The sequence below is a fragment of the Nostoc sp. LEGE 06077 genome (assembly GCF_015207705.1).
Classification (GTDB): domain Bacteria; phylum Cyanobacteriota; class Cyanobacteriia; order Cyanobacteriales; family Nostocaceae; genus Nostoc_B.
On the sequence record NZ_JADEWI010000011.1, the window covers coordinates 78,392 to 97,127 of the forward strand.

An 18,736-nucleotide genomic window follows, 5' to 3' on the forward strand; every position below is an offset into this window, starting at 1 on the left:
TGCGTGGGCTAGTTTTATTTGTTTTACAAGGCCTTTAAACGATATTATGCTCCAGGTTTGAAATAATCCAGGAGGCGATCGCCTGAATCGGCGCGAATTAATGCTACAACTACATCAGGTAAGGTTGTTAAGCTAGGATAAACCAAATAACGCGGTTCCCAGTTGGGGTGAAACTTGTCTTTATAGGCGTGCAAGCCTTGAAAGTTATAAAAGCGGTTCAAGTGTTCGTAAAGATAATGCAGAACTTTTTCTAAGCGGCGCGACGCTGAATCATCACCAACTCCAGCTAAGGCAGAAAGTCCAAAATTAAAAGTATCGTAGCCTTTCTCTTTAAAATTTTGCAGCAGAGAAGTAAACAGAAAATCCATCATTCCGTTTTCCATAGATGCACGATGGCGCATCATATCAATAGTAACTTCATTTAGTTGATACTCTGGCAAAATGTTGGTGAAAGCAGCAATCTCACCGTCAGGAGTATGTACAACAGCAATTTCACAATTACGCAGATAAGTTTCGTCAAACCATCCTAAAGAAAAACGTTTTTCAGAACCTTGCGCCATCTTTAGCCATTCCTCACTGACTGGTTTGAGTTGATGTAATAAGTCATTTGCTATTGGCGGTTGATAAAAACTCACTTGATAGCCGAGTTTAGTTAAACGATTAATTGATGGCCGAAAGTTTTTTCCCGCCTTACCTTGTAAAGTAAAGTTTTTGAGGTCAACGATCGCTTCTTCGCCGATCTTCAGTATTCTAAATCCCAGAGAAATATAACGGTCAAGATCATCGGGTAAAGTTTGATAAAAAGCAGGATACCAGTCATTGCGTTGGCAAAACTGCTGAAAACTGACAATTGCTTCTTGACGGTCTTCAATCGGGCCGATAGGGTCACCAAGAGCGATCGCACCTCGTCCTTTAGGCACGTAAGCAATTACACTTTTACCAGAAGGACTAAAAAAGTAACTTTTATCGCTCAAAAGCGTAAACGCAGCTAAAGAAGAACAACCATAATTTTCAACTATTTTTTTAGCTTTTTGCTGCTCAATTAGAGTTGTTGGATGCTGTAAAAACACAGGCTGTAACAACATCACCACTGCAAAGGTAATCGTACTAGCAGCAATAATATAAATAGAATCAGCAAAAAATTCGCCAAATCTAGTTTTTGGTTGTAATCCCCAATTATCTTCTGTAAAAAACATTGCCAAGGTCTGAAGTATGGCATTTTTCCAACTAAAATTCTCTGTAAATTTGCCATCTAATACATAAAATCCAATTGTGCCGTATGCCAATGTAAATATCAAAGCCCCAATTAATACGCGCACACCTCTAGCAATTGAAGGTCGGTCTGATTTAGCTGTAAAAACATGGCGCATTAAAATCAATTGTCCTAGCAAAATCCCCGACAAAATACTCTCTTCGTAATCTAAGCCTTTAATTAAATGGCTAAAAATTGAAATAACTAGTAACCCAATTGTCAATAACCAAGCAACTCGCTTGCGGCGTAATAAATTTGTTGCCATCGTCAACAAAATAAAGCCTGTTAATGCTGCAAATATATGACCACTAGCACGAATTTCAAACGGTAAAAATTCTCTTAACCAATGATTACGTCCATATAAAGTTGGTGTCACAGCAGATAAAACATTTACTACTCCGACCAACCCTGTAAGGACAGCTACACTCCAAAGTCCAATATTAGTTTTTAGGTTATTAGTCATTATTGATTTTAAAATAGTATTTTCGGATAAATTTGTTACGAACTGCCACAAGTGCTAACACTTAATAGTTAATTTATTTCTGAATTTAAACTTAAAAATTTAATACATTTATCTGTATATTTAATTATTTTTGATAGGTTTTAAATTGTGACCCCACATAAGCCAGAGAATCTTGTAAATGCTTGTGAAAATAATTCCAGCCAACATCTGCACCAGATAAACCATGCCCTCCAGGAAAAGCATAAAAGACATTAGCTATGCCTAACTTATTTAAAGTTTGGTGAAAGGTTTTAGTAGAAGCTAATAAATTTGAGTCATTTAAGCCGGCATCAAGATATATTCGGAGTTTGTTTCTATCGGCAATTGATAACTGTTGGACTATTTGTAACGGACTATTTTGCAACCCACTGTTGTCGGTAAAGTAACCACTATGACTAAATAATATATTGAAGTTGTTGAGGTAGCGTAACCCAATATTAAATGCGCCCCATCCACCAGAAGATAGACCACCCAATGCCCAAAACTCTGGTTTTTTTAGAGTGCGGTAGCGTGACTTCACAACTTGGACTAATTCTGCACCAATTAAAGTCCCAATTTTGCCATTCGGCCCGTCATAATAATCGGGATCATATAAAGGGCTAGAACCACGATTATCATTGCCATCAGGGGTAATGATAATTGAAGGTGGTAATTTGCCACTTTTATATAATTTATCTAATACACTGATAATTGCATATTTGTCAGCATAAGCACGGGCATCATCATGGCCGCCGTGTAATAAGAAGATTACAGGATAGCGGGTTTGCAGATTTTTCTGATAGTTAGGCGGTAAAATCACACCATACTGGCGGATAGTACCCATTGCTAGTGAATTAAAAGTTTCTAGCTGAAATTTTAAGCCTGTATTAGCTTGTTGTTGGGGTGGATCTAATTGGGGCGCACCTAAGATAAAAACATAGTAATATGCGGCACTTGTCAAAATAGCGATCGCTCCCGCAAAACTCCAAAATAATTTAGGAATTTTCATAGATTTTTCTGATAAAAAGAGATGTCCATCCAATTCAATAAACTAAATTTACTGTCAGATTAACTCAAATTTACTTTTTGATCATCTGGTTCAATATTGGTTGTTTTTTTGGCTGAACAACACCTATATGATCAGCAGCATGAGCGATTTCTGCAATCCGAAATTGTTCGCCGGCAAATGTCAGAGAATCAGCTAAGTGTTCACGCCAGTATTGCCAAGTATGACTGCCAGGAAACTGTCGAAACAGATTGTAAACTTTTTGTTGGTTAAGAACTTGAGCAAATTCTTTAGCGTCATCAATTTCTTCAGTATCAGATGTACCTGAATCTAAATAAATTCGCAGTCTCTTTTTCGCTGGGGTTGGCAGAGTTTTGATATAAGTTATTGGGCTATTTTGCGGGCTGCTTTTATCTTTAAAATAACCACTATGACTAAATAAAATAGAGAAGTTCTGTAAATTGTGTAATCCCACATTCATTGCACCCCAACCACCAGAAGATAATCCACCCATCGCCCAAAAATCAGGATTAGGTAAAGTGCGATAACGGTTCTGCACTACTTTTACTAATTCATTTCCTACTGCTGTGGCAACGTTACCATTGGGGCCGTCGATATATTGGGGATCAAAATAGGGACTAGAACCGCGTTTATCGTTACCATCGGGCGTGATAATAATACTGGGTGGTAATTTACCTGTAGTGTATAGGTTTGTCAGAGTTTTGAGAGCTTGTCCTTTTTTTTCGCTAAACCAATCAATTGGTTCACCGTGGCCACCGTGAAGGAGAAAAACTACCGGATAACGTTGTTGGGGATTTTGTGCGTAACCAGGAGGTAAGGACACACCATAGGTGCGTTTTCCTGACATTACTTGGCTATCGTAAGATTCGATTTGGTAAGTTAAGGGGGTTGCTAAAGTATTAGCATTTGGCTGCGGTGGTAAGAGAGAAACTTTGATTTGTGTGGGTTTGGCAGCTATACCTTGAGAATAGTTACAGCCAACTAAAGTAGAGACAGAAATTACGAGGAGTAAGATTTTTTTGTAGTTCATCTTCCGCAATTAAAAATATACTTGTTGTGTTAACCAATTTGCGATCGCCTGATTAACTGAATCTGCACACTCTGCCATTACCAGATGCCCAGCATCGGCAAAATGCAAATGTGTAGCATTCACAAAATGACTCGCTAACTCATCCCCCATTTTTTGGGTAAACATCTGGTCTTTCCCCGCAGTAATGACTAAAGTGGGAATATGCAAATTCTGCGGTAGTGTGTGACGGACAAAAAAGTTATAGTCCCAAAAAATTTCTAAGGCTTTGTACGCATCAAAATCTGTAGGTACTGGGTTTTCAGTAAAAAACCGTTCCATAACGCTATGGCGGTAAGTAGTAGAAAGGAAGTTATTGAAGACTTGCACAATGGGTAAATGGTAGAGATATCTTCCACCCCAAGCCATCAACTTCATCAGGGGAATTTCCCACCAAGGTGCTAAATCGTGAGTACCACCAGCAATGGCAATTATGCCACTCACGGAATAATTTTGGGCAAATTCTAAACCGATAGGAACACCATAGCTATGGCAGCATAAAACAGGTGATTCAATGCTGAACTTGTGCAACAATCGCTGTAAATCTCGGCAATGTCGCCCAATTGAATAGCGTGAGTAACGGCTAGACTTTGCATGTCCAGCCAAATCATAGGCGAGAACTGCCCAACCTTGGGTGTGGGCAAACTCATACTGTGTTCTAAAGTTAAAATGATTGCCCATTCCGCCATGAATAAAAACTATCGGCGGAGTCATACCTGGACTATGACAAACTTGTAAATTGACTCCTCGCCGTAGGTGAAGTGAGGAACCGACTAAAGCATCTGCAAAACAGTCATCATCTGTCATGGAAAATTGCTACATTACTGGTCTAAACTTTGATGGTTGTACATTTAAAGCTTAAGCCTGTGATATGACAATGCTGTGTCAAGGTAATGGAAAATTTGCGAATAGGAATTAAATAATGTCTAAAAAGCTGCAACTCAAAATTAGTTCTCTATTTGGTTTGTTGTTGCTGATGCTTTCTGTATGGGCGATCGCCAACGAACTACGAGAGTATCATTATGATGATATTCTCCGGGCGATCGCGGCAATTCCCAAAAAAAGCTTGATTTGGGCAACTGGGTTGACAGCTTTAGGCTATTTAGTCATGATGGGCTACGATATTTTAGGCTTTGCCTACATTCATCGTTCCTTACACTGGTCAAAGATTGCTTGGACTAACTTTATTAGTTCTAGCTTTAGTAATACCATCGGTTTTGCCTTGTTGACTGGCAGTGCTATTCGCTATCGTTTTTATTCTAGATGGCAAATCTCACGAATTGCGATCGCCCAAATCATTGCTTTTGTTAATTTCACATTCTGGTTGGGGATGTTTGCCGTTGCTGGGGTACTTTTTCTAATTCACCCTTTAGTTATTCCCCCACAGCTACATTTACCATTTACCAATGTTCGTCCTATTGGTGTAATATTTCTCAGTTTGATTGGTGTTTATTTAATCAGCAGTCTGACTATTAAACAACCATTCATAATTCGTACACATGAATTTTGTTTACCATCTTTTCAGATAGCGCTGATGCAAATAATTGTTTCTAGTTTTGACTGGATGTTTGCCGCAGCAGTACTGTATAGCTTATTACCGAATAACACAAATTTATCTTATCTAGACTTTTTAGGGATTTATTTACTAGCAATGTTTGCAGGTATTGTCAGTAACCTTCCTGGGGGTTTAGGCATATTTGAAACAGTGATTTTATTAATTATTGCAGCTAAAGTTTCAGCGGCGGCAATTTTAGGTTCAATGTTAGCTTATCGTGGCATATACTACTTTTTACCATTACTATTAGCAACAGGTTTGTTAATATTTGATCAAATTAGATATAAGGCGCTAAATGTAATTAAAAGATAGGTGATAATTATCTCTGCTTATCTTCATTAAAAATTGCCCTCAGCTTTAATCTCTTTGTCCAAACTCAATTATAAGTATTTGAAATAGTTTTACGAAAAATACTCACCCTATGCTGATTGCAAATAGTCTAAGAGGTCATTGTAAAAGTACGATTGCTAACATCAAAATCTTAAAAACCTCATCCCCTAAGCCTCCTCTTCTCTATGATGGAATGGAGTTTTAAAGCCTCTCTCCATTGCGAGAATAGGTTTGGAGAGGGGTTTTTGGTAGACTTTTCGACTTTTCAAACATCCTCTTAAGATATCACTTATAAATATTCCGGATAGAGTCAGCCTTGATATGTAAACACAAATAGTAGTAGATGCACCCTTATTAAGTAACAGCCCCCAGCGAATGACTGAGGGCTTTTTTCTATATAATTAAGCTATCAATTACTTGAAAATAGACGGTAATAACCCAGGCGCTAACCACACTGCATAGCCTATAAAAGCAAAAAATGAAGTAATTAAAGCAGTGATGATATAGCCAATACAAATTAGTAACCCATCTGCTTCGATAGTAGCAACTGCTAATAGTAAAATCCCGATAGTCGGAATAGGATTTGTGAAAGGAATTGGCAACATTAATAATATTGTTAGCCAAGAGATACACAGCCCATTGAGCCGCCAAGTCCAAGGATTTCTCGCTATTTTTTTCAAACGAGGGCGAGTAATTTTTTCGACTACTTTGGTGAGACGTTGCAGATTTTTTAAGATAAGTTGGGCAAATGGACGGGGAAATTTATATCTGGCGATTTGTTTGGGTAGCCAAGGCGATCGCCTGCCAAAAATCATCTGCACAGAAACCAGCAAACAGGCAGCACCAAAAGGCCCAGCCAATCCGGGAGGCATGGGAAACAAAAAAGGCAAAACTAATAAAGCTATGACTAGGCTGAAACCTCGTTCCGCAGTCTCTGCCAAAATATCACCTAAAGTTAAGTGATGGCTAGATAAGCGTTCTAGCAACGATTTAATTTCTTGAGAAAATCTCAGATGCATTTGGCGTGAGTTAGAGTGAATTGCCACAAGACCCAGCTTTATTCAGTATATCAAGGTAAATATAAAGACTAATACTCTCTACTTGCTAAATTGGCGGTACTAAAATAGTTATTGCCTTGGGTATAACTTGAAAAGTTGCCGGAGTATAAGTTGTGATTTCGCCATCAGTATTAATTGGCCGTGGTTTACGAGTATAAATTTCAAACTTCTGTCCTTGAAGCGCACGTACACTCCGCCAATGAATATGTCTACCTTGACGCATTACCGGGAGTAAAGGAATGATTTGCCACCAGTGTTCTATCTCCACACTATATAAATCTAATCTTTGATCATCAATAGTGGCATCGTGAACCACTGCCATCCCACCACCATAATAACGACCGTTACCTATAGCAATTTGTACAGTTTTGACACGAAATGATTGATCTTTAACGCGAATTTCTGCACTAAAAGGGCGAGACTCCCAAATTACTTGTAACGCAGTTGCCACATAAGCAAATATTCCCCAACGACGTTTCATCTCTTTTGTCAGTCGTTGCGTAATTTTTACACTCAGTCCCATACTGGCAACATTAAAAAAGTGCTTACCGTTTACCCAGCCTAAATCAACGCGGCGCAATTCTCCGTAGGCAATAATTTCACAAGCTTCAGCTAAGGAATTAGGGATTGCTAATGTTCTGGCTAAATCATTTGCCGTTCCCAAAGGTAAAATGCCTAAAGGTAATTGAGTTTCTACTAAGCCATCTACTGCTGCATTGAGAGTTCCATCACCGCCACCCACAATTACTAAATCCACTTCATTTTGGTAACGCCGGATAATTTCTGCCAGATGTTTGGGATTTTCTGTAGATTCTTCTATTAACTTAAAGCCGAGTTTGTCCAGATAATAAGTAGCTTCTAGTAACCGCTTTTGCCCTTGGCGAGAATGACGATTAACTAATAATAATGCACGAGAATTTACAGGGAGTGACCTTTGTCGTGTTTGTGTCCAATTATCCGCTTCCATATAGTTTAATTCATTTGAACAATATAAGGTTTAAGTGATTTTTAACTTGATTAGTTTATTGTTATATTTGTAACTTTTGAATTTATTTTGCCTAACTCAGTCTTATTGTATAATAAATATATTGAGAATAATGTCATAAAATAACTATTCATTAAAGCATCTCAAAATTGTGTGCTGGATTTATTGATAGGTATCTAGGGGGAAACATAACTTGCTTAGAGCAATGTTAGATATATTGAGGAAGTTTAATATTTTTGTATTGATGTTGCCTAAACTGCTAAATGTACTTATTGTAAAATAGTCACAAAATTTACAATACCCTTCCTACCCATTTTTGATGTATCGCTTTTTCAACTATATCTAATTGAAGAAGAAATATTTATTTATTTTAAAGTTAAATTGAATAAATCCCAAACAATATTTAAAATCACGAATAATATTTACTGGCTGTGAATAAATAATAAGTTTATTAAGAGTCATAATGCATCTAAATATTAATTGAATTTAGAATTTAAGATATTTGCTTGAATTAAAGAGCTAACTATGTAACCATTATATTTTTATTAATTAGTAAATGCCGTGGAATATTCCGCTCAAAAAATAATTATTGAGTTAGATTTATCTTCAAAATTTGACATTTGCATATAGAAACATCTATCTTAAGCGTGAATTTAGCCAGGTTTTTCAGCCAGAAATAATCCTCAGACCAGCGATATGTTAAAAAAACCTAAAAGTTAATGGAAAATCCTCTATTAGGGGATTGTATTAGCTAGGAGCGACAATATTTACTAAGGGATGAATTAACACCTAAGAAATTACTACTATTGAAGTAATGAAAAGATCCGCATTTTTATTAATACTTGGTTTATTACTGACGGCTTGTAATGCAACTCAAAATGCAGCAGTGACTCCTACTCCCTCAGAAGACAATGCGACTGCCCAACCAGTACAGAATCAAACCAAAAGCAAACTCATTGTTGTGACAACAGTTGCCCCCATCACTAATATTGTGAGTAACATTGCCGGCGATCGCACTGAAATCACAGGCATTATTCCCGAAGGTACGGATTCTCACACCTTTGAGCCACGTCCTAGCGATGCCGATTTACTCTCTAAGGCTAACTTAATTATCGTTAACGGACTCCGCTTAGAAGCCCCAACTGAAAAACTCGCAAAAACTTCCAAACCCAAGGAAACAAACATTTATGAGCTAGGTAACAATACCATCACGGAAACTCAATGGATTTATGATTTTAGCTTTCCCAAAGAAAAAGGAGACCCTAATCCCCATTTATGGGTAAACCCCAAGTACGCAGAAGCTTACGCCAAATTAGCCGCTAAACAGTTAACACAGTTAGATCCCGAAGGCAAAGCATACTACGAGAAAAACTTAAATAACTACCTGCAACGCCTGGACGCATTAGACAAAGTTACCCGTGAAGTCGTAGCGAGTATTCCGGCTAAAAATCGTAAACTCCTGACATACCATGACTCTTGGGCTTACTGGGCTAAAGAATATGGTTTTGAGGTGATTGGTGCAATCCAACCCTCAGATTTTAAAGAACCTTCCGCCCAAGATGTGGCTAAACTCATCGACCAGATTCGCAAAACTGGTGTACCGGCGATTTTTGGCTCGGAAGTCTACCCCAGCAAAGTAGAAGAGCAAATTGCTAGAGAAGCAAAAGTCAAAATAGCGAACACCGCTGATGATGAATTACCCGGAACAGGATCAGCTAATGCTATAGAAAATACGAATCCTCAACATACTTACATTGGCATGATGGCGAATAATTTGCGAATCATTGCCGAAAATCTGGGGGGAAATGCTCAGTTGGTTGACAAACTGAACACTACCAATGTCGTTGGCCCAACCGCAACAGCTACGACAACGACTCAATAATATTTATCAAACTAGTGCATGGAAAGAATATTAGAAATTAAAAATCTTACCTGTGGTTTCCAAGCTCAACCAGTATTGACGAACGTCAATTTGTCCTTGTATCCTGGGCAACTATCTGGTTTAGTGGGGCCTTCTGGTAGTGGAAAAACAACCCTAATCAAAGCCATATTAGGGTTGGTTCAGCCTTGGGCGGGGGAAATTTGGTTCCGAGGAAAACGCTTAAAACCGGGAACCGCCCCAGCAAAAGTAGGCTATGTACCACAGGTAGAAACAGTAGATTGGAATTTTCCAGTAACAGCACTAGAAGTCGTGATGATGGGGCGTTATCGCCAACAGCAGTTTTTACCTTGGTCATCACGACGCGATCGCATTTTAGCCAAAGCGCTATTAGAAAGGGTGGGAATAGCGCACGTCGCCCATCGACCCATCGGTGAATTATCGGGCGGACAACAGCAACGGGTGTTTATTGCTAGGGCGCTAGTAGGTGAACCAGAAATCGTGCTGTTAGATGAACCGACAAGTAGTTCAGATTTGCGTGTACAGCACGAATTGTTACATTTGTTAGCCGAACTCAATCAACAAGGTTTGACCATTCTTCTGTCTACTCATGACCTCAACTCTGTAGCAACGCATCTGCCTTGGGTAGTGTGTTTTAATCACAGTATGATTGCCCAAGGTGAACCGAGTGATGTGTTCACCCCGGCAATTTTAAAAGAGACCTTTGGTGCAGAAATGGTGGTGTTTCATCAAAGCGATCATATTCTCATCGCTAACGCAGGTACTTCTTTACGCCATCAAATGCAAGACAATTTGCCGGATATTTTGCGAAAAGTTCCCTCAAACCACAACGGACATAATTCTAAATCTTAAAGTATTAGCGATAGGCAAAATTAACCCAAAAATGTTTATTTTGTTAGCTTGTCGACAATTATTCGGCCAATTATCGATAACTGTTAAATTGCACAAAAGCAATGGTATCAAAACCCAAAACAATGACACGAATTCCATTAACAGAAGTGCAACTTCGTTTACCCGAATTGATTGCTAGTCTACAACCTGGTGAAGAAGTGGAAATTATTACAGGAGATCGCACTGTTGCCAGACTAATTCCCGAACTCCCACCGCCGCGTCAACCGCGCCAACCTGGTAGTGCAATCGGAACTCTAACTATTTTGTCCGACGATGAAACCCACTTAGACGACTTTCAAAATTACATACCATGAGGTTGCTGCTCGATACTCAAGCATTTCTTTGGTTCGTACTGAATGATCGCGCTCTTAGTCAAGTTGCCTGTGATTTGATTATCAATCCGTTAAATGACATCTTACTAAGTCCTGCATCCTATTGGGAAATTGCTATCAAAGTTAGTATTGGTAAGTATCAAATTCCTGAAAATTTTACTACATGGATTGAGCGTCAAATCCAGGTCAACGAATTGGAAATATTACCTATTAAAGTTTCTCATACAGCCACGATTGTTAATTTACCATTCCATCATAAAGATCCCTTTGATCGGCTTTTAGTTGCTCAAGCACTCACAGAAAAGATTCCAATCATTAGCGCAGACGCAGTTTTAGACAATTATGCAGTTACTCGTTATTGGTAAATGCAATAACTACCAAACTTATTAAATACATGGAATTTTTGCTCAAACCTTTTCAGTATGAATTTTTCAGCCGTGCCGTAACTGTGGGAATGATGGCGGGGTTATTGTGCGGTGTAATGGGAGTATATATCATCAGCCGCCGCATGAGTTACATTGCTCATGGTCTTTCCCATGCCATTTTGGGTGGGGCTGTATTGAGCTATGTTTTAGGGCTGAATTTTTACATCGGCTCTGGGATTTGGGGATTTGCGGCAGCCTTACTCATTCAATATTTAACCGGGCGTAAAGTCTACTCAGATGCGGCTATTGGCATTGTGACAACTGCTAGTTTTGCTTTAGGTGTAGCCGTAATTAGCACCTATCGTAAATTTAGCCAAAACTTTGAAGCGGCTTTATTTGGTAATGTCCTCGGCGTTTCCCCTACAGATTTGTACTTTGTCACTGGGGTAACAATTATAATTTTGGGCTTAGTATTTGTGTTTTATCGCCCTTTACTATTTTGGTGTTTTGACCGAGAAGTGGCACAGGTACATGGTGTACCTATAGTGGCGATGGATACATTGTTTGCCTTAATGCTGGCAACCTTGCTAGTAGCCACACTGAACATTTTAGGCGTGACATTAATTATCTCTGCGGTGGTGATTCCGGCATCCATTGCCCGACTGTTGAGCGATCGCTTTGGTTATATCATGATTATTTCAGGAATTTTAGGCGCAGCGATCGCCTTTGTCGGAATTTACCTCAGTTACTACTTAGATATTGCTTCCGGCGCGAGTGTGGTTCTGCTATCAACCTTCATTTTTGGCTGCGTCTTACTGGGCAAAAGTCTGCAAAGTCGGCGTAAACGTTACGTACCACCTCTTTCTGCTCAACATTACCAGGGCTAGTAATATTGTGTCCTGTGAAAGACTTATGATTAAGACGCAGGGGAGCCAGTGCATTGCGTTGGAAACCCGCTCTTAAAAAAAGGACTTCAAGAGCCTGATTCCCTTCATTTACAAACCTACTTTGTATACACAAGCCTTTTAATCAGTAATGTTTCATCCGCATTAACAATGCAGCAGCTGCATTAACAATTCATCGACCTGCATTAAGAATGCAGCAGCTGCATTAACAATTCATCGACTTACATTAAGAATGCAGCACCTGCATTAAGAATGCAGCACCTGCATTAACAATTCATCAACCTACATTAACAATTAATTGACCCGCATACTCCCAGGTCAATTAAGCCTGTTTTCTCCATGTTCCCCATTTCTTATGTCATTGCTTCTACAAACAAATTTTTTTAACTGAACCATATTAGTCTTAGTTTAATTAAATTGCAGGCTTTTCGTACAAGCGCAGGAGACTGCTATTCACCATCGCGCCTGCATCAGAAGCCAGCCAAGCTGTAAATTCACCAATGTCATCAGCACTAATCCACGTTGATTGACTACGTTCTTTAGTAGTGCGAGTTGCTACCCAGCTATGAACAATGACTTCATTAATTCGCACAGTACTACCCTTATTTTCTTGCATCAACACCTGAGCCAGCATGAGTTGTCCAGCGGCGGGAATGCTCACGGGGCTGACATTGGGTATTGGAACTTCGGCTGCGGCTCCTCCAATAAATGTGTAACTAGTACCTTTATTTTCTTTTAACACAGGTAAAAAGGTACGAGCAGCGATGAAGTGACTGGTTAAATTACTATCTAAATATTGTTGCCATTCGGTAATTGAGACTTCCGTTACAGGTTTGTTACCAAACCACCAACCACCAAGAGAAGCAACTACAGCATCAAGCTGACCAAATTGCTGAAGTAGTTGATCACGAATACTCTCAGCACTCTCAATTTGAGTAATTTCGCCCACAATTGGAATAAACTTTTCTGGATGAGCCAGTTCACCTAAATATGTTCGTAATTCTTCTAGTTTTTCGGGTTTGCGGGATGGCACCGCTACTATAGCACCAGCTTTGAGAAACGCTCTGACAACGCCTTCGCCAACATTGCCTGCACCACCTAATATTAATGCAACTTTGTTCTCTAATTGATTCATGATTGCATCCTGCTAATTTTCTTAAATTTGTTGCTGCTTAACTTGCCAAGATCCCACCATCAACAGTTAGGGTATGGCCGTTGACAAAATCTGTAGCATCAGCACATAGCCAAAGCACTGCATTCGCAATGTCTTCCGGTTTACCTAAACGTCCGGCGGGGACGACACTCTCAAACGCTTTGGTATTACCGCCAGTAGCCTGACTGAGCATTTCAGTTTCGATTGGCCCTGGTGCGATCGCATTTATTCTAATTTTTTGCGCGGCGTATTCTAGGGCTGCTGCTTTTGTCAGCATCACTACCGCGGTTTTAGACGCATCGTAAATTGATAAACCAGGTGCTAAGGGACGGAAACCATTGATTGAAGCTGTATTGACAATTGCACCACCATGACCTTGCGTCAACATTTGGCTAATTTCATGCTTCATACACAGAAATACGCCCTTGACGTTGACGGCAAAAACTTGGTCGTAGCTTTGCTCTGTTTGCTCTGCCAGCAAAGCGTTTTGCCCCAGCATCCCCGCATTATTAAAGGCAATGTCGAGCTTACCAAACTTATTGACAACAGTGGCAATAGTTGCTTTTACATCTGCTTCTTGAGATACATCAGCTTTGACAAACAAACCTTGACTGCCTGCTTGCTGAATCAAGTTGACGGTTTCATTGCCTTCTTCTTCTCGCCGTCCCACAACAACAACTTTAGCACCAGCACCAGCAAAAGCGATCGCAGTAGTGCGTCCAATTCCAGAAGTACCACCAGTAACGAGGGCTACTTTGTTTTCTAACGATTTCATCTAAATCTCACTATAATTTCCATCAATAAAGCAGTTTGCCTGATTTGAATGCTGCTTACAAGTAGGAACTTCCTGGTGATATAGTTACTTCATGGTTCCCAAAAATGAGCAAATAATCTTGAGTGGAGACTGTCCTGTGCGACAGATGCTCGATTTAGTAGGAGATAAATGGACACCGCCAGTAATGTATCTCTTATCTTCTGGTACTAAGCGATATACCGATTTTCAACGTCAAATTCCTGGTGTATCAAAAAAAATGCTGACACAAACCCTGAGAAGGTTGGAGTCAGCTGGTGTTGTGGAACGAACTGTGTATGCAGTTGTGCCGCCAAAGGTGGAATATAAACTCACTGCTTTTGGTGAAAAGCTAATTGAGCCGATCGCTACTTTGGCAGAATGGGCTTGGCAGCACCAAGAAGACTTGCGACTAGTTGCTGAACGGCAAAATATAGTGGTGAGTAGGGAGTAGGAACGGAACCCAACATCATCTCTAACCCCTACCCTCTCTTTTCAAGACAGTTGATCGACAATCGGCCGCCAATAATTAATGACAGTTTCTACTACACTCAAAAAATCATCAGGCATGATTTGCGTAGGCACTTTGCGGCAGTAATATCGCCAATTACGGCGATTTTTACCTGTATCCCACCATTGGGGCTGGCTGAGAATAGTCTGTACTTCCAAGATGTCATCATTGTGACTGCTAAAAGCGACTTTGATGGCTTCTGGCAATAATATTTTATCTAACGGAACTACTGTCGCCAACAACATAAGGTCATACAAATCCTTGCCACGCCAGCGTTTAGCACCCTGCTCAATTAAACCGTGCAGTTTCCAAGCCGCCATCAGTTCTGGTCGAGCCGCTTGAAGTTTTACAGGTTCTGCTGTCACTAGGGTAGGATAGTCTAGCCACTGAGCGGGGGGAACTAGAGGATCGTTAAAGCCGACATCGATTTGCAGTTGTTGGCGGTAATTTAGTACCGAAGCATCAACTTGGAGGCGCACACCAGGAAATGGATCTTCCAACCAGATACCATGAGATTCTAAAGATTCCAGATGAAAAACAACGCCATCGCTGAAACCATCAGTAGCCAATAATTCCCGAAAGCGTTTAGTACTTGACTCAATATCAAAGGGATATAAGCCTAGAAAATCAACATCCACCGCAATACGATGTCCTGGGGGAACCCATAACCGTGTCAACATTCCCCCACGCAGGACTAAATCTGCGGTGTCAGCAGAGTAAGCAACACGGCGTAGCAAACTTTCTAAGATGTGATAAGTTAGGACTTCATCAATTGGGCGATCGCTTGTTTGAGAGATGTCCTGTAAACTTTGCTCAAGCATTGTCATTCACACCTCCAAGTTTTTCTAACCAACCAGCATCAAGCTCGATGTTGCTATCGAAAACTGTATATTCTTGCTGTGGTTGTAGTAGAGGAATGCCCTGTGCGCGTAGTGATGTCAGCAGTGTGTGAAAGCGGTCTTGTGCCGAGTTTCGTCCCACTCCATACAACCGCAAGGTAATAAATCGCTGGTGCTGACCGTTAGCTTTCCGCTTAAAAGCATTCGTAGATAGATGTGCGCCTTGGGTTGCACAATATTGACGCAAAGCTTCCAAGTCGGTATTCTTTGCCAGCAAGGCTTTGATGTGAAACTCAAAGTAATTTGTCGTTGGATGCTGCAAAACTGCGCTATCTGTCACCGGGATATCTTGGTTATAAACCATCGCCTCAATTTTCACCCGATTCACCTGATAACCTGCTTGCCAAAGTTGTTGGGCTAGGCTGTGAACTTCTGTACAAACTTGAGGTAGAGTTCCCCAATGATGGGATGCAGTCATCGGTTGCGATCGCACTAAGCCACTGGGTAATTTAATCAGAATACATTTAAGATTTAACTGCTGACAAATCTGTTGAAAGCGCTGTACTGTAGCTGACGACTCTGCACAGATGGTGATGTGTGCTTCAAATGTGCCTGTGTAGTGATACGTATTCAGAAAATTCAACGCCGCCAGCTAGTAAAAAGGTGGTTCTGTAATTTGTAGTTTAGGTTGTATCATGAGAAACTTCCTTACTCAATCTCTTTGTAGTATATATATTACAAATAAAGCCTGTCAAGGATTAATCATGATATGTAATCTCATCCCTACACCCCTACACCCTCACAGCCATTCCCTATATCTAAAACAGTAGTTTCCAAGTGTTGATTATCTGTTGTTAAAACAGATTTCCGGGTTCTATAAGGAATTTCTTCAATGGGCAAGTTATCGTTATCGAGGTCATCATAAATTAGCCGCAAATGTTTTTCGCCCAGATGATGAATGATCTTACCGTTGTATTTACTGGCATCTGCGCCTAAACCTTGGATGCGTATTAGGCCATTGAATACGGTAGCCCTAGCTAAATAAATTACTGGGTCATCACGGAAAGGAACATTGACGGTAGTTGTAGCGGTGAGATGCGCCATACCTCTTTCGTCCATTTCTTTACCTAAAGCGATCGCTGTTTTTTCTAATCCGCGAATGGCAACGATCGCCGCAGCAACAGCCATTGTAATATCTGTACCATCGTCAGCTAAAATTTGCTGGGAAGAGAGAAACTCATAATTTTCTTCGCCTAAGTCGCGGCGCAGGCGTTGATGGACGATGTTACGGGGATTGTAATGGGTGAGTGCGCCGACAATTGCCCCACAAGCTGCGCGGGGTTCCCGCCATAAAGATTCTTGAGTTTTGCCGTAGATGAGTTGTTCGCCCATATCTAACCGGCCGACATGGGTTTTTAAATCTATCGCGGCGAGAATAAAAGACTGGGGATTACCTGCATAGATTTGGGTGCGCCAAGTGTCGTCTAATTGATGGGCTATGGTGACATGGGCTAAAGTTGCACCATCATCAGTACCGCCACCAGTGGGGAAAAAAGTCTCTGTTTTTAACTCACCAATTTCCGATAAGGTCGCAAACCGAGTAGCCACCACATCACGATAGGTTCTGGTTGACTCTCCTTGGTGAATGCGATCGCCACAGTTGGTATATGCCAATGTGGTGATGACACTGGGCAAACTCAAATCTGCGGCACAAGCTTTTAAATCCGAAATACTCGCCCCAGCGAATTGTAATTCATCTCGAAGTACTTGTAGACCATTCACTAGAGTATAGCGATCGCTGACAATCTCATTTAAGTAGATATTTTTGGCACTATCTTCTTGTCCAAATGTGGCCGATAGTTCCCAAAACTTATTAATTCTGGCACTCGCTAAAGATGAATCAAAGGCTGGAGACATAGTATTTGGCAGTAGAGACTGGGTAAAAAAGAAAGCAAAAGGCAAAAGGTAAAAATACTATACCTTTTATCTTTTGCTGTCAGGCTAACCTTTGTCGTCGGGAAAATTTTCTTAACCTACGTCATCATGGGCGAAACGGTTGAAGAGGAAATCTAAGGCATAGTTACGCAGCTTGTAATATTGTGGATCTTCCATAATGCGGGCGCGATCGCGGGGACGAGAAAAGGGAATTTCCATGACTTCGCCAATTTTGGCATGAGGGCCATTAGTCATCATCACTAATTTATCGGCTAAAAACAGCGCCTCATCAATGTCATGGGTAATCATTAACACTGTGCAGCGGTTATCATTCCAAATTTTCAGCAGTTCTTCTTGTAATTCTTCTTTGGTAATCGCATCTAGCGCCCCAAAAGGTTCATCTAAAATTAGAACTTTCGGGCGAATTGCCAAAGCCCGCGCGATGGAAACCCGCTGTCTCATCCCGCCAGACATTTGCATCGGCTTTTTGTCCATCGCATCACCCAGCCCCACCATTGCCAAGTTTTCCCGCACAATAGCCCTTTTCTCGGCTTCCATTTTGTTGGGGTAAACTGCATTGACAGCTAAGTAGATATTTTCAAATGCAGTCCGCCAAGGTAACAGCGCATAGTTTTGAAACACAACCATCCGGTCTGGGCCTGGCTGGGTGATGGGTTGACCTTCGAGTAACACTTGCCCAGTTGTAGGAAAGTTAAACCCAGAGACCATATTTAGCAGTGTAGATTTACCACAGCCAGAGTGACCAATTACACAAATAAATTCACCTTGGTTGACATTCAAGTTAACACCATCAAGAACCGTGAAAGGGCCTTGCTTGGTGGGATAAACTTTGCTAACGTCTCTGAATTCGAGGAAATGTCTGCTATTGTCTGTCAGAGTTGGTAATGGTCTTCTGGAGGTGTTGGTAGCTGTGGACAAATTGCGGTTTTGCATGGCGGGGAATGGGGGGTGAAGTGTGAAATTTTAGTTTTACTCCTCCCTAACCCTCCCCTTGGAAAGGGGAGGAAACTTGCTCTTCAGGTTTCCCCCATTTCCAAGGGGGGATTAAGGGGGGTAATTTGACATCAATGAGGTTCTCAGCTTCGTGAATGAACCTTGGAAGCTCATCATTCAACCTTTGAGGCTCATCATTCAGCCTTTGAGGCTCATCATTCAGCCTTTGAGGCTCATCGTTCAGCCTTTGAGGTTCAACATTCAGCCTTTGAGGCTCAACATTCAACCTTTGAGGCTCAACATTCAACCTTTGAGGCTCAACATTCAGCCTTTGAGGTTCAACATTCAACCTTTGAGGTTCAACATTCAACCTTTGAGGCTCAACAATGGAGTTCCGAGGCTCAACT

At 40.7% G+C, this 18,736-nt stretch carries 20 protein-coding genes; 7 read left to right on the plus strand and 13 right to left on the minus strand.

What is annotated here, in order from left to right:
* Positions 1-44: 44 nt before the first annotated feature.
* From IQ244_RS10440 to IQ244_RS10455, 4 genes are all read right to left on the minus strand, one after another.
* Positions 45-1,715 carry a phosphatidylglycerol lysyltransferase domain-containing protein gene (locus IQ244_RS10440; protein WP_193893233.1) on the minus strand — a complete coding sequence of 557 codons (1,671 nt, stop codon included), beginning with the start codon at positions 1,713-1,715 and terminating at the stop codon, positions 45-47.
* 124 nt (positions 1,716-1,839) lie between these two features.
* A complete protein-coding gene (locus IQ244_RS10445) occupies positions 1,840-2,742 on the minus strand; it encodes an alpha/beta hydrolase (RefSeq protein ID WP_193893235.1) in 903 nt (300 codons plus the stop codon).
* A 70-nt stretch (positions 2,743-2,812) separates the two neighbouring features.
* A complete protein-coding gene (locus IQ244_RS10450; RefSeq protein WP_193893238.1) occupies positions 2,813-3,790 on the minus strand; it encodes an alpha/beta hydrolase in 978 nt (325 codons plus the stop codon).
* Positions 3,791-3,799: 9 nt separating this feature from the next.
* Positions 3,800-4,633: an alpha/beta fold hydrolase gene (locus IQ244_RS10455; RefSeq protein WP_193893241.1), complete on the minus strand. Its 834-nt coding sequence runs from the start codon at positions 4,631-4,633 to the stop codon at positions 3,800-3,802.
* A gap of 115 nt (positions 4,634-4,748) precedes the next feature.
* Between IQ244_RS10455 and IQ244_RS10460 the strand changes: the two genes are divergently transcribed.
* Complete coding sequence (locus IQ244_RS10460; protein WP_193893244.1) at positions 4,749-5,693, plus strand: lysylphosphatidylglycerol synthase domain-containing protein; 945 nt, start codon at positions 4,749-4,751, stop codon at positions 5,691-5,693.
* A gap of 431 nt (positions 5,694-6,124) precedes the next feature.
* Here IQ244_RS10460 and IQ244_RS10465 read toward each other — a convergent pair whose 3' ends face one another.
* Entirely contained in the window at positions 6,125-6,730 is a 606-nt protein-coding gene (locus IQ244_RS10465; protein ID WP_193893401.1) for an exopolysaccharide biosynthesis protein, read from the minus strand.
* 85 nt (positions 6,731-6,815) lie between these two features.
* On the minus strand, positions 6,816-7,736 hold the full coding sequence (locus tag IQ244_RS10470) for a lipid kinase (RefSeq protein WP_193893246.1): 921 nt from the start codon (positions 7,734-7,736) through the stop codon (positions 6,816-6,818).
* A gap of 832 nt (positions 7,737-8,568) precedes the next feature.
* On the opposite strand from IQ244_RS10470, the gene IQ244_RS10475 reads away from it, so the two are divergent.
* From IQ244_RS10475 to IQ244_RS10495, 5 genes are all read left to right on the plus strand, one after another.
* On the plus strand, positions 8,569-9,636 hold the full coding sequence (locus tag IQ244_RS10475) for a metal ABC transporter substrate-binding protein (protein WP_193893249.1): 1,068 nt from the start codon (positions 8,569-8,571) through the stop codon (positions 9,634-9,636).
* 18 nt (positions 9,637-9,654) lie between these two features.
* Positions 9,655-10,506 carry a metal ABC transporter ATP-binding protein gene (locus tag IQ244_RS10480; RefSeq protein ID WP_193893253.1) on the plus strand — a complete coding sequence of 284 codons (852 nt, stop codon included), beginning with the start codon at positions 9,655-9,657 and terminating at the stop codon, positions 10,504-10,506.
* Between the two features lie 122 nt (positions 10,507-10,628).
* Positions 10,629-10,859 (plus strand): type II toxin-antitoxin system Phd/YefM family antitoxin, encoded by a 231-nt coding sequence (locus IQ244_RS10485; RefSeq protein ID WP_193893256.1) that lies wholly within the window; start codon positions 10,629-10,631, stop codon positions 10,857-10,859.
* On the plus strand, positions 10,856-11,242 hold the full coding sequence (locus IQ244_RS10490; RefSeq protein WP_193893259.1) for a type II toxin-antitoxin system VapC family toxin: 387 nt from the start codon (positions 10,856-10,858) through the stop codon (positions 11,240-11,242). The genes IQ244_RS10485 and IQ244_RS10490 overlap by 4 nt, the downstream gene beginning before the upstream one ends.
* Positions 11,236-12,129 (plus strand): metal ABC transporter permease, encoded by an 894-nt coding sequence (locus tag IQ244_RS10495; protein ID WP_228058843.1) that lies wholly within the window; start codon positions 11,236-11,238, stop codon positions 12,127-12,129. Before IQ244_RS10490 ends, IQ244_RS10495 begins: the two co-directional genes overlap by 7 nt.
* Positions 12,130-12,559: 430 nt before the next feature.
* On the opposite strand, the gene IQ244_RS10500 is transcribed toward IQ244_RS10495, so the two are convergent.
* Positions 12,560-13,282 (minus strand): SDR family NAD(P)-dependent oxidoreductase, encoded by a 723-nt coding sequence (locus IQ244_RS10500; RefSeq protein ID WP_193893262.1) that lies wholly within the window; start codon positions 13,280-13,282, stop codon positions 12,560-12,562.
* A gap of 37 nt (positions 13,283-13,319) precedes the next feature.
* Positions 13,320-14,075, minus strand: coding sequence for a glucose 1-dehydrogenase (locus tag IQ244_RS10505; protein WP_193893265.1), 756 nt, complete (start codon positions 14,073-14,075; stop codon positions 13,320-13,322).
* A 91-nt stretch (positions 14,076-14,166) separates the two neighbouring features.
* Here IQ244_RS10505 and IQ244_RS10510 point away from each other — a divergent pair, with 91 nt between their 5' ends.
* Positions 14,167-14,544: a winged helix-turn-helix transcriptional regulator gene (locus tag IQ244_RS10510; protein ID WP_193893267.1), complete on the plus strand. Its 378-nt coding sequence runs from the start codon at positions 14,167-14,169 to the stop codon at positions 14,542-14,544.
* A 41-nt stretch (positions 14,545-14,585) separates the two neighbouring features.
* Here the strand turns inward: IQ244_RS10510 and IQ244_RS10515 are convergent, their stop codons facing one another.
* From IQ244_RS10515 to IQ244_RS10535, 5 genes are all read right to left on the minus strand, one after another.
* Entirely contained in the window at positions 14,586-15,428 is an 843-nt protein-coding gene (locus IQ244_RS10515) for a nucleotidyl transferase AbiEii/AbiGii toxin family protein (RefSeq protein ID WP_193893270.1), read from the minus strand.
* Positions 15,415-16,083, minus strand: coding sequence for a hypothetical protein (locus IQ244_RS10520; RefSeq protein WP_228058844.1), 669 nt, complete (start codon positions 16,081-16,083; stop codon positions 15,415-15,417). The genes IQ244_RS10515 and IQ244_RS10520 overlap by 14 nt, the downstream gene beginning before the upstream one ends.
* A gap of 140 nt (positions 16,084-16,223) precedes the next feature.
* Positions 16,224-17,357: a hypothetical protein gene (locus IQ244_RS10525; RefSeq protein ID WP_193893274.1), complete on the minus strand. Its 1,134-nt coding sequence runs from the start codon at positions 17,355-17,357 to the stop codon at positions 16,224-16,226.
* Positions 17,358-17,468: 111 nt separating this feature from the next.
* Positions 17,469-18,329 (minus strand): nitrate ABC transporter ATP-binding protein, encoded by an 861-nt coding sequence (locus IQ244_RS10530; RefSeq protein ID WP_193893277.1) that lies wholly within the window; start codon positions 18,327-18,329, stop codon positions 17,469-17,471.
* 46 nt (positions 18,330-18,375) lie between these two features.
* On the minus strand, positions 18,376-18,699 hold the full coding sequence (locus tag IQ244_RS10535) for a hypothetical protein (protein ID WP_193893280.1): 324 nt from the start codon (positions 18,697-18,699) through the stop codon (positions 18,376-18,378).
* Positions 18,700-18,736 lie beyond the last annotated feature (37 nt).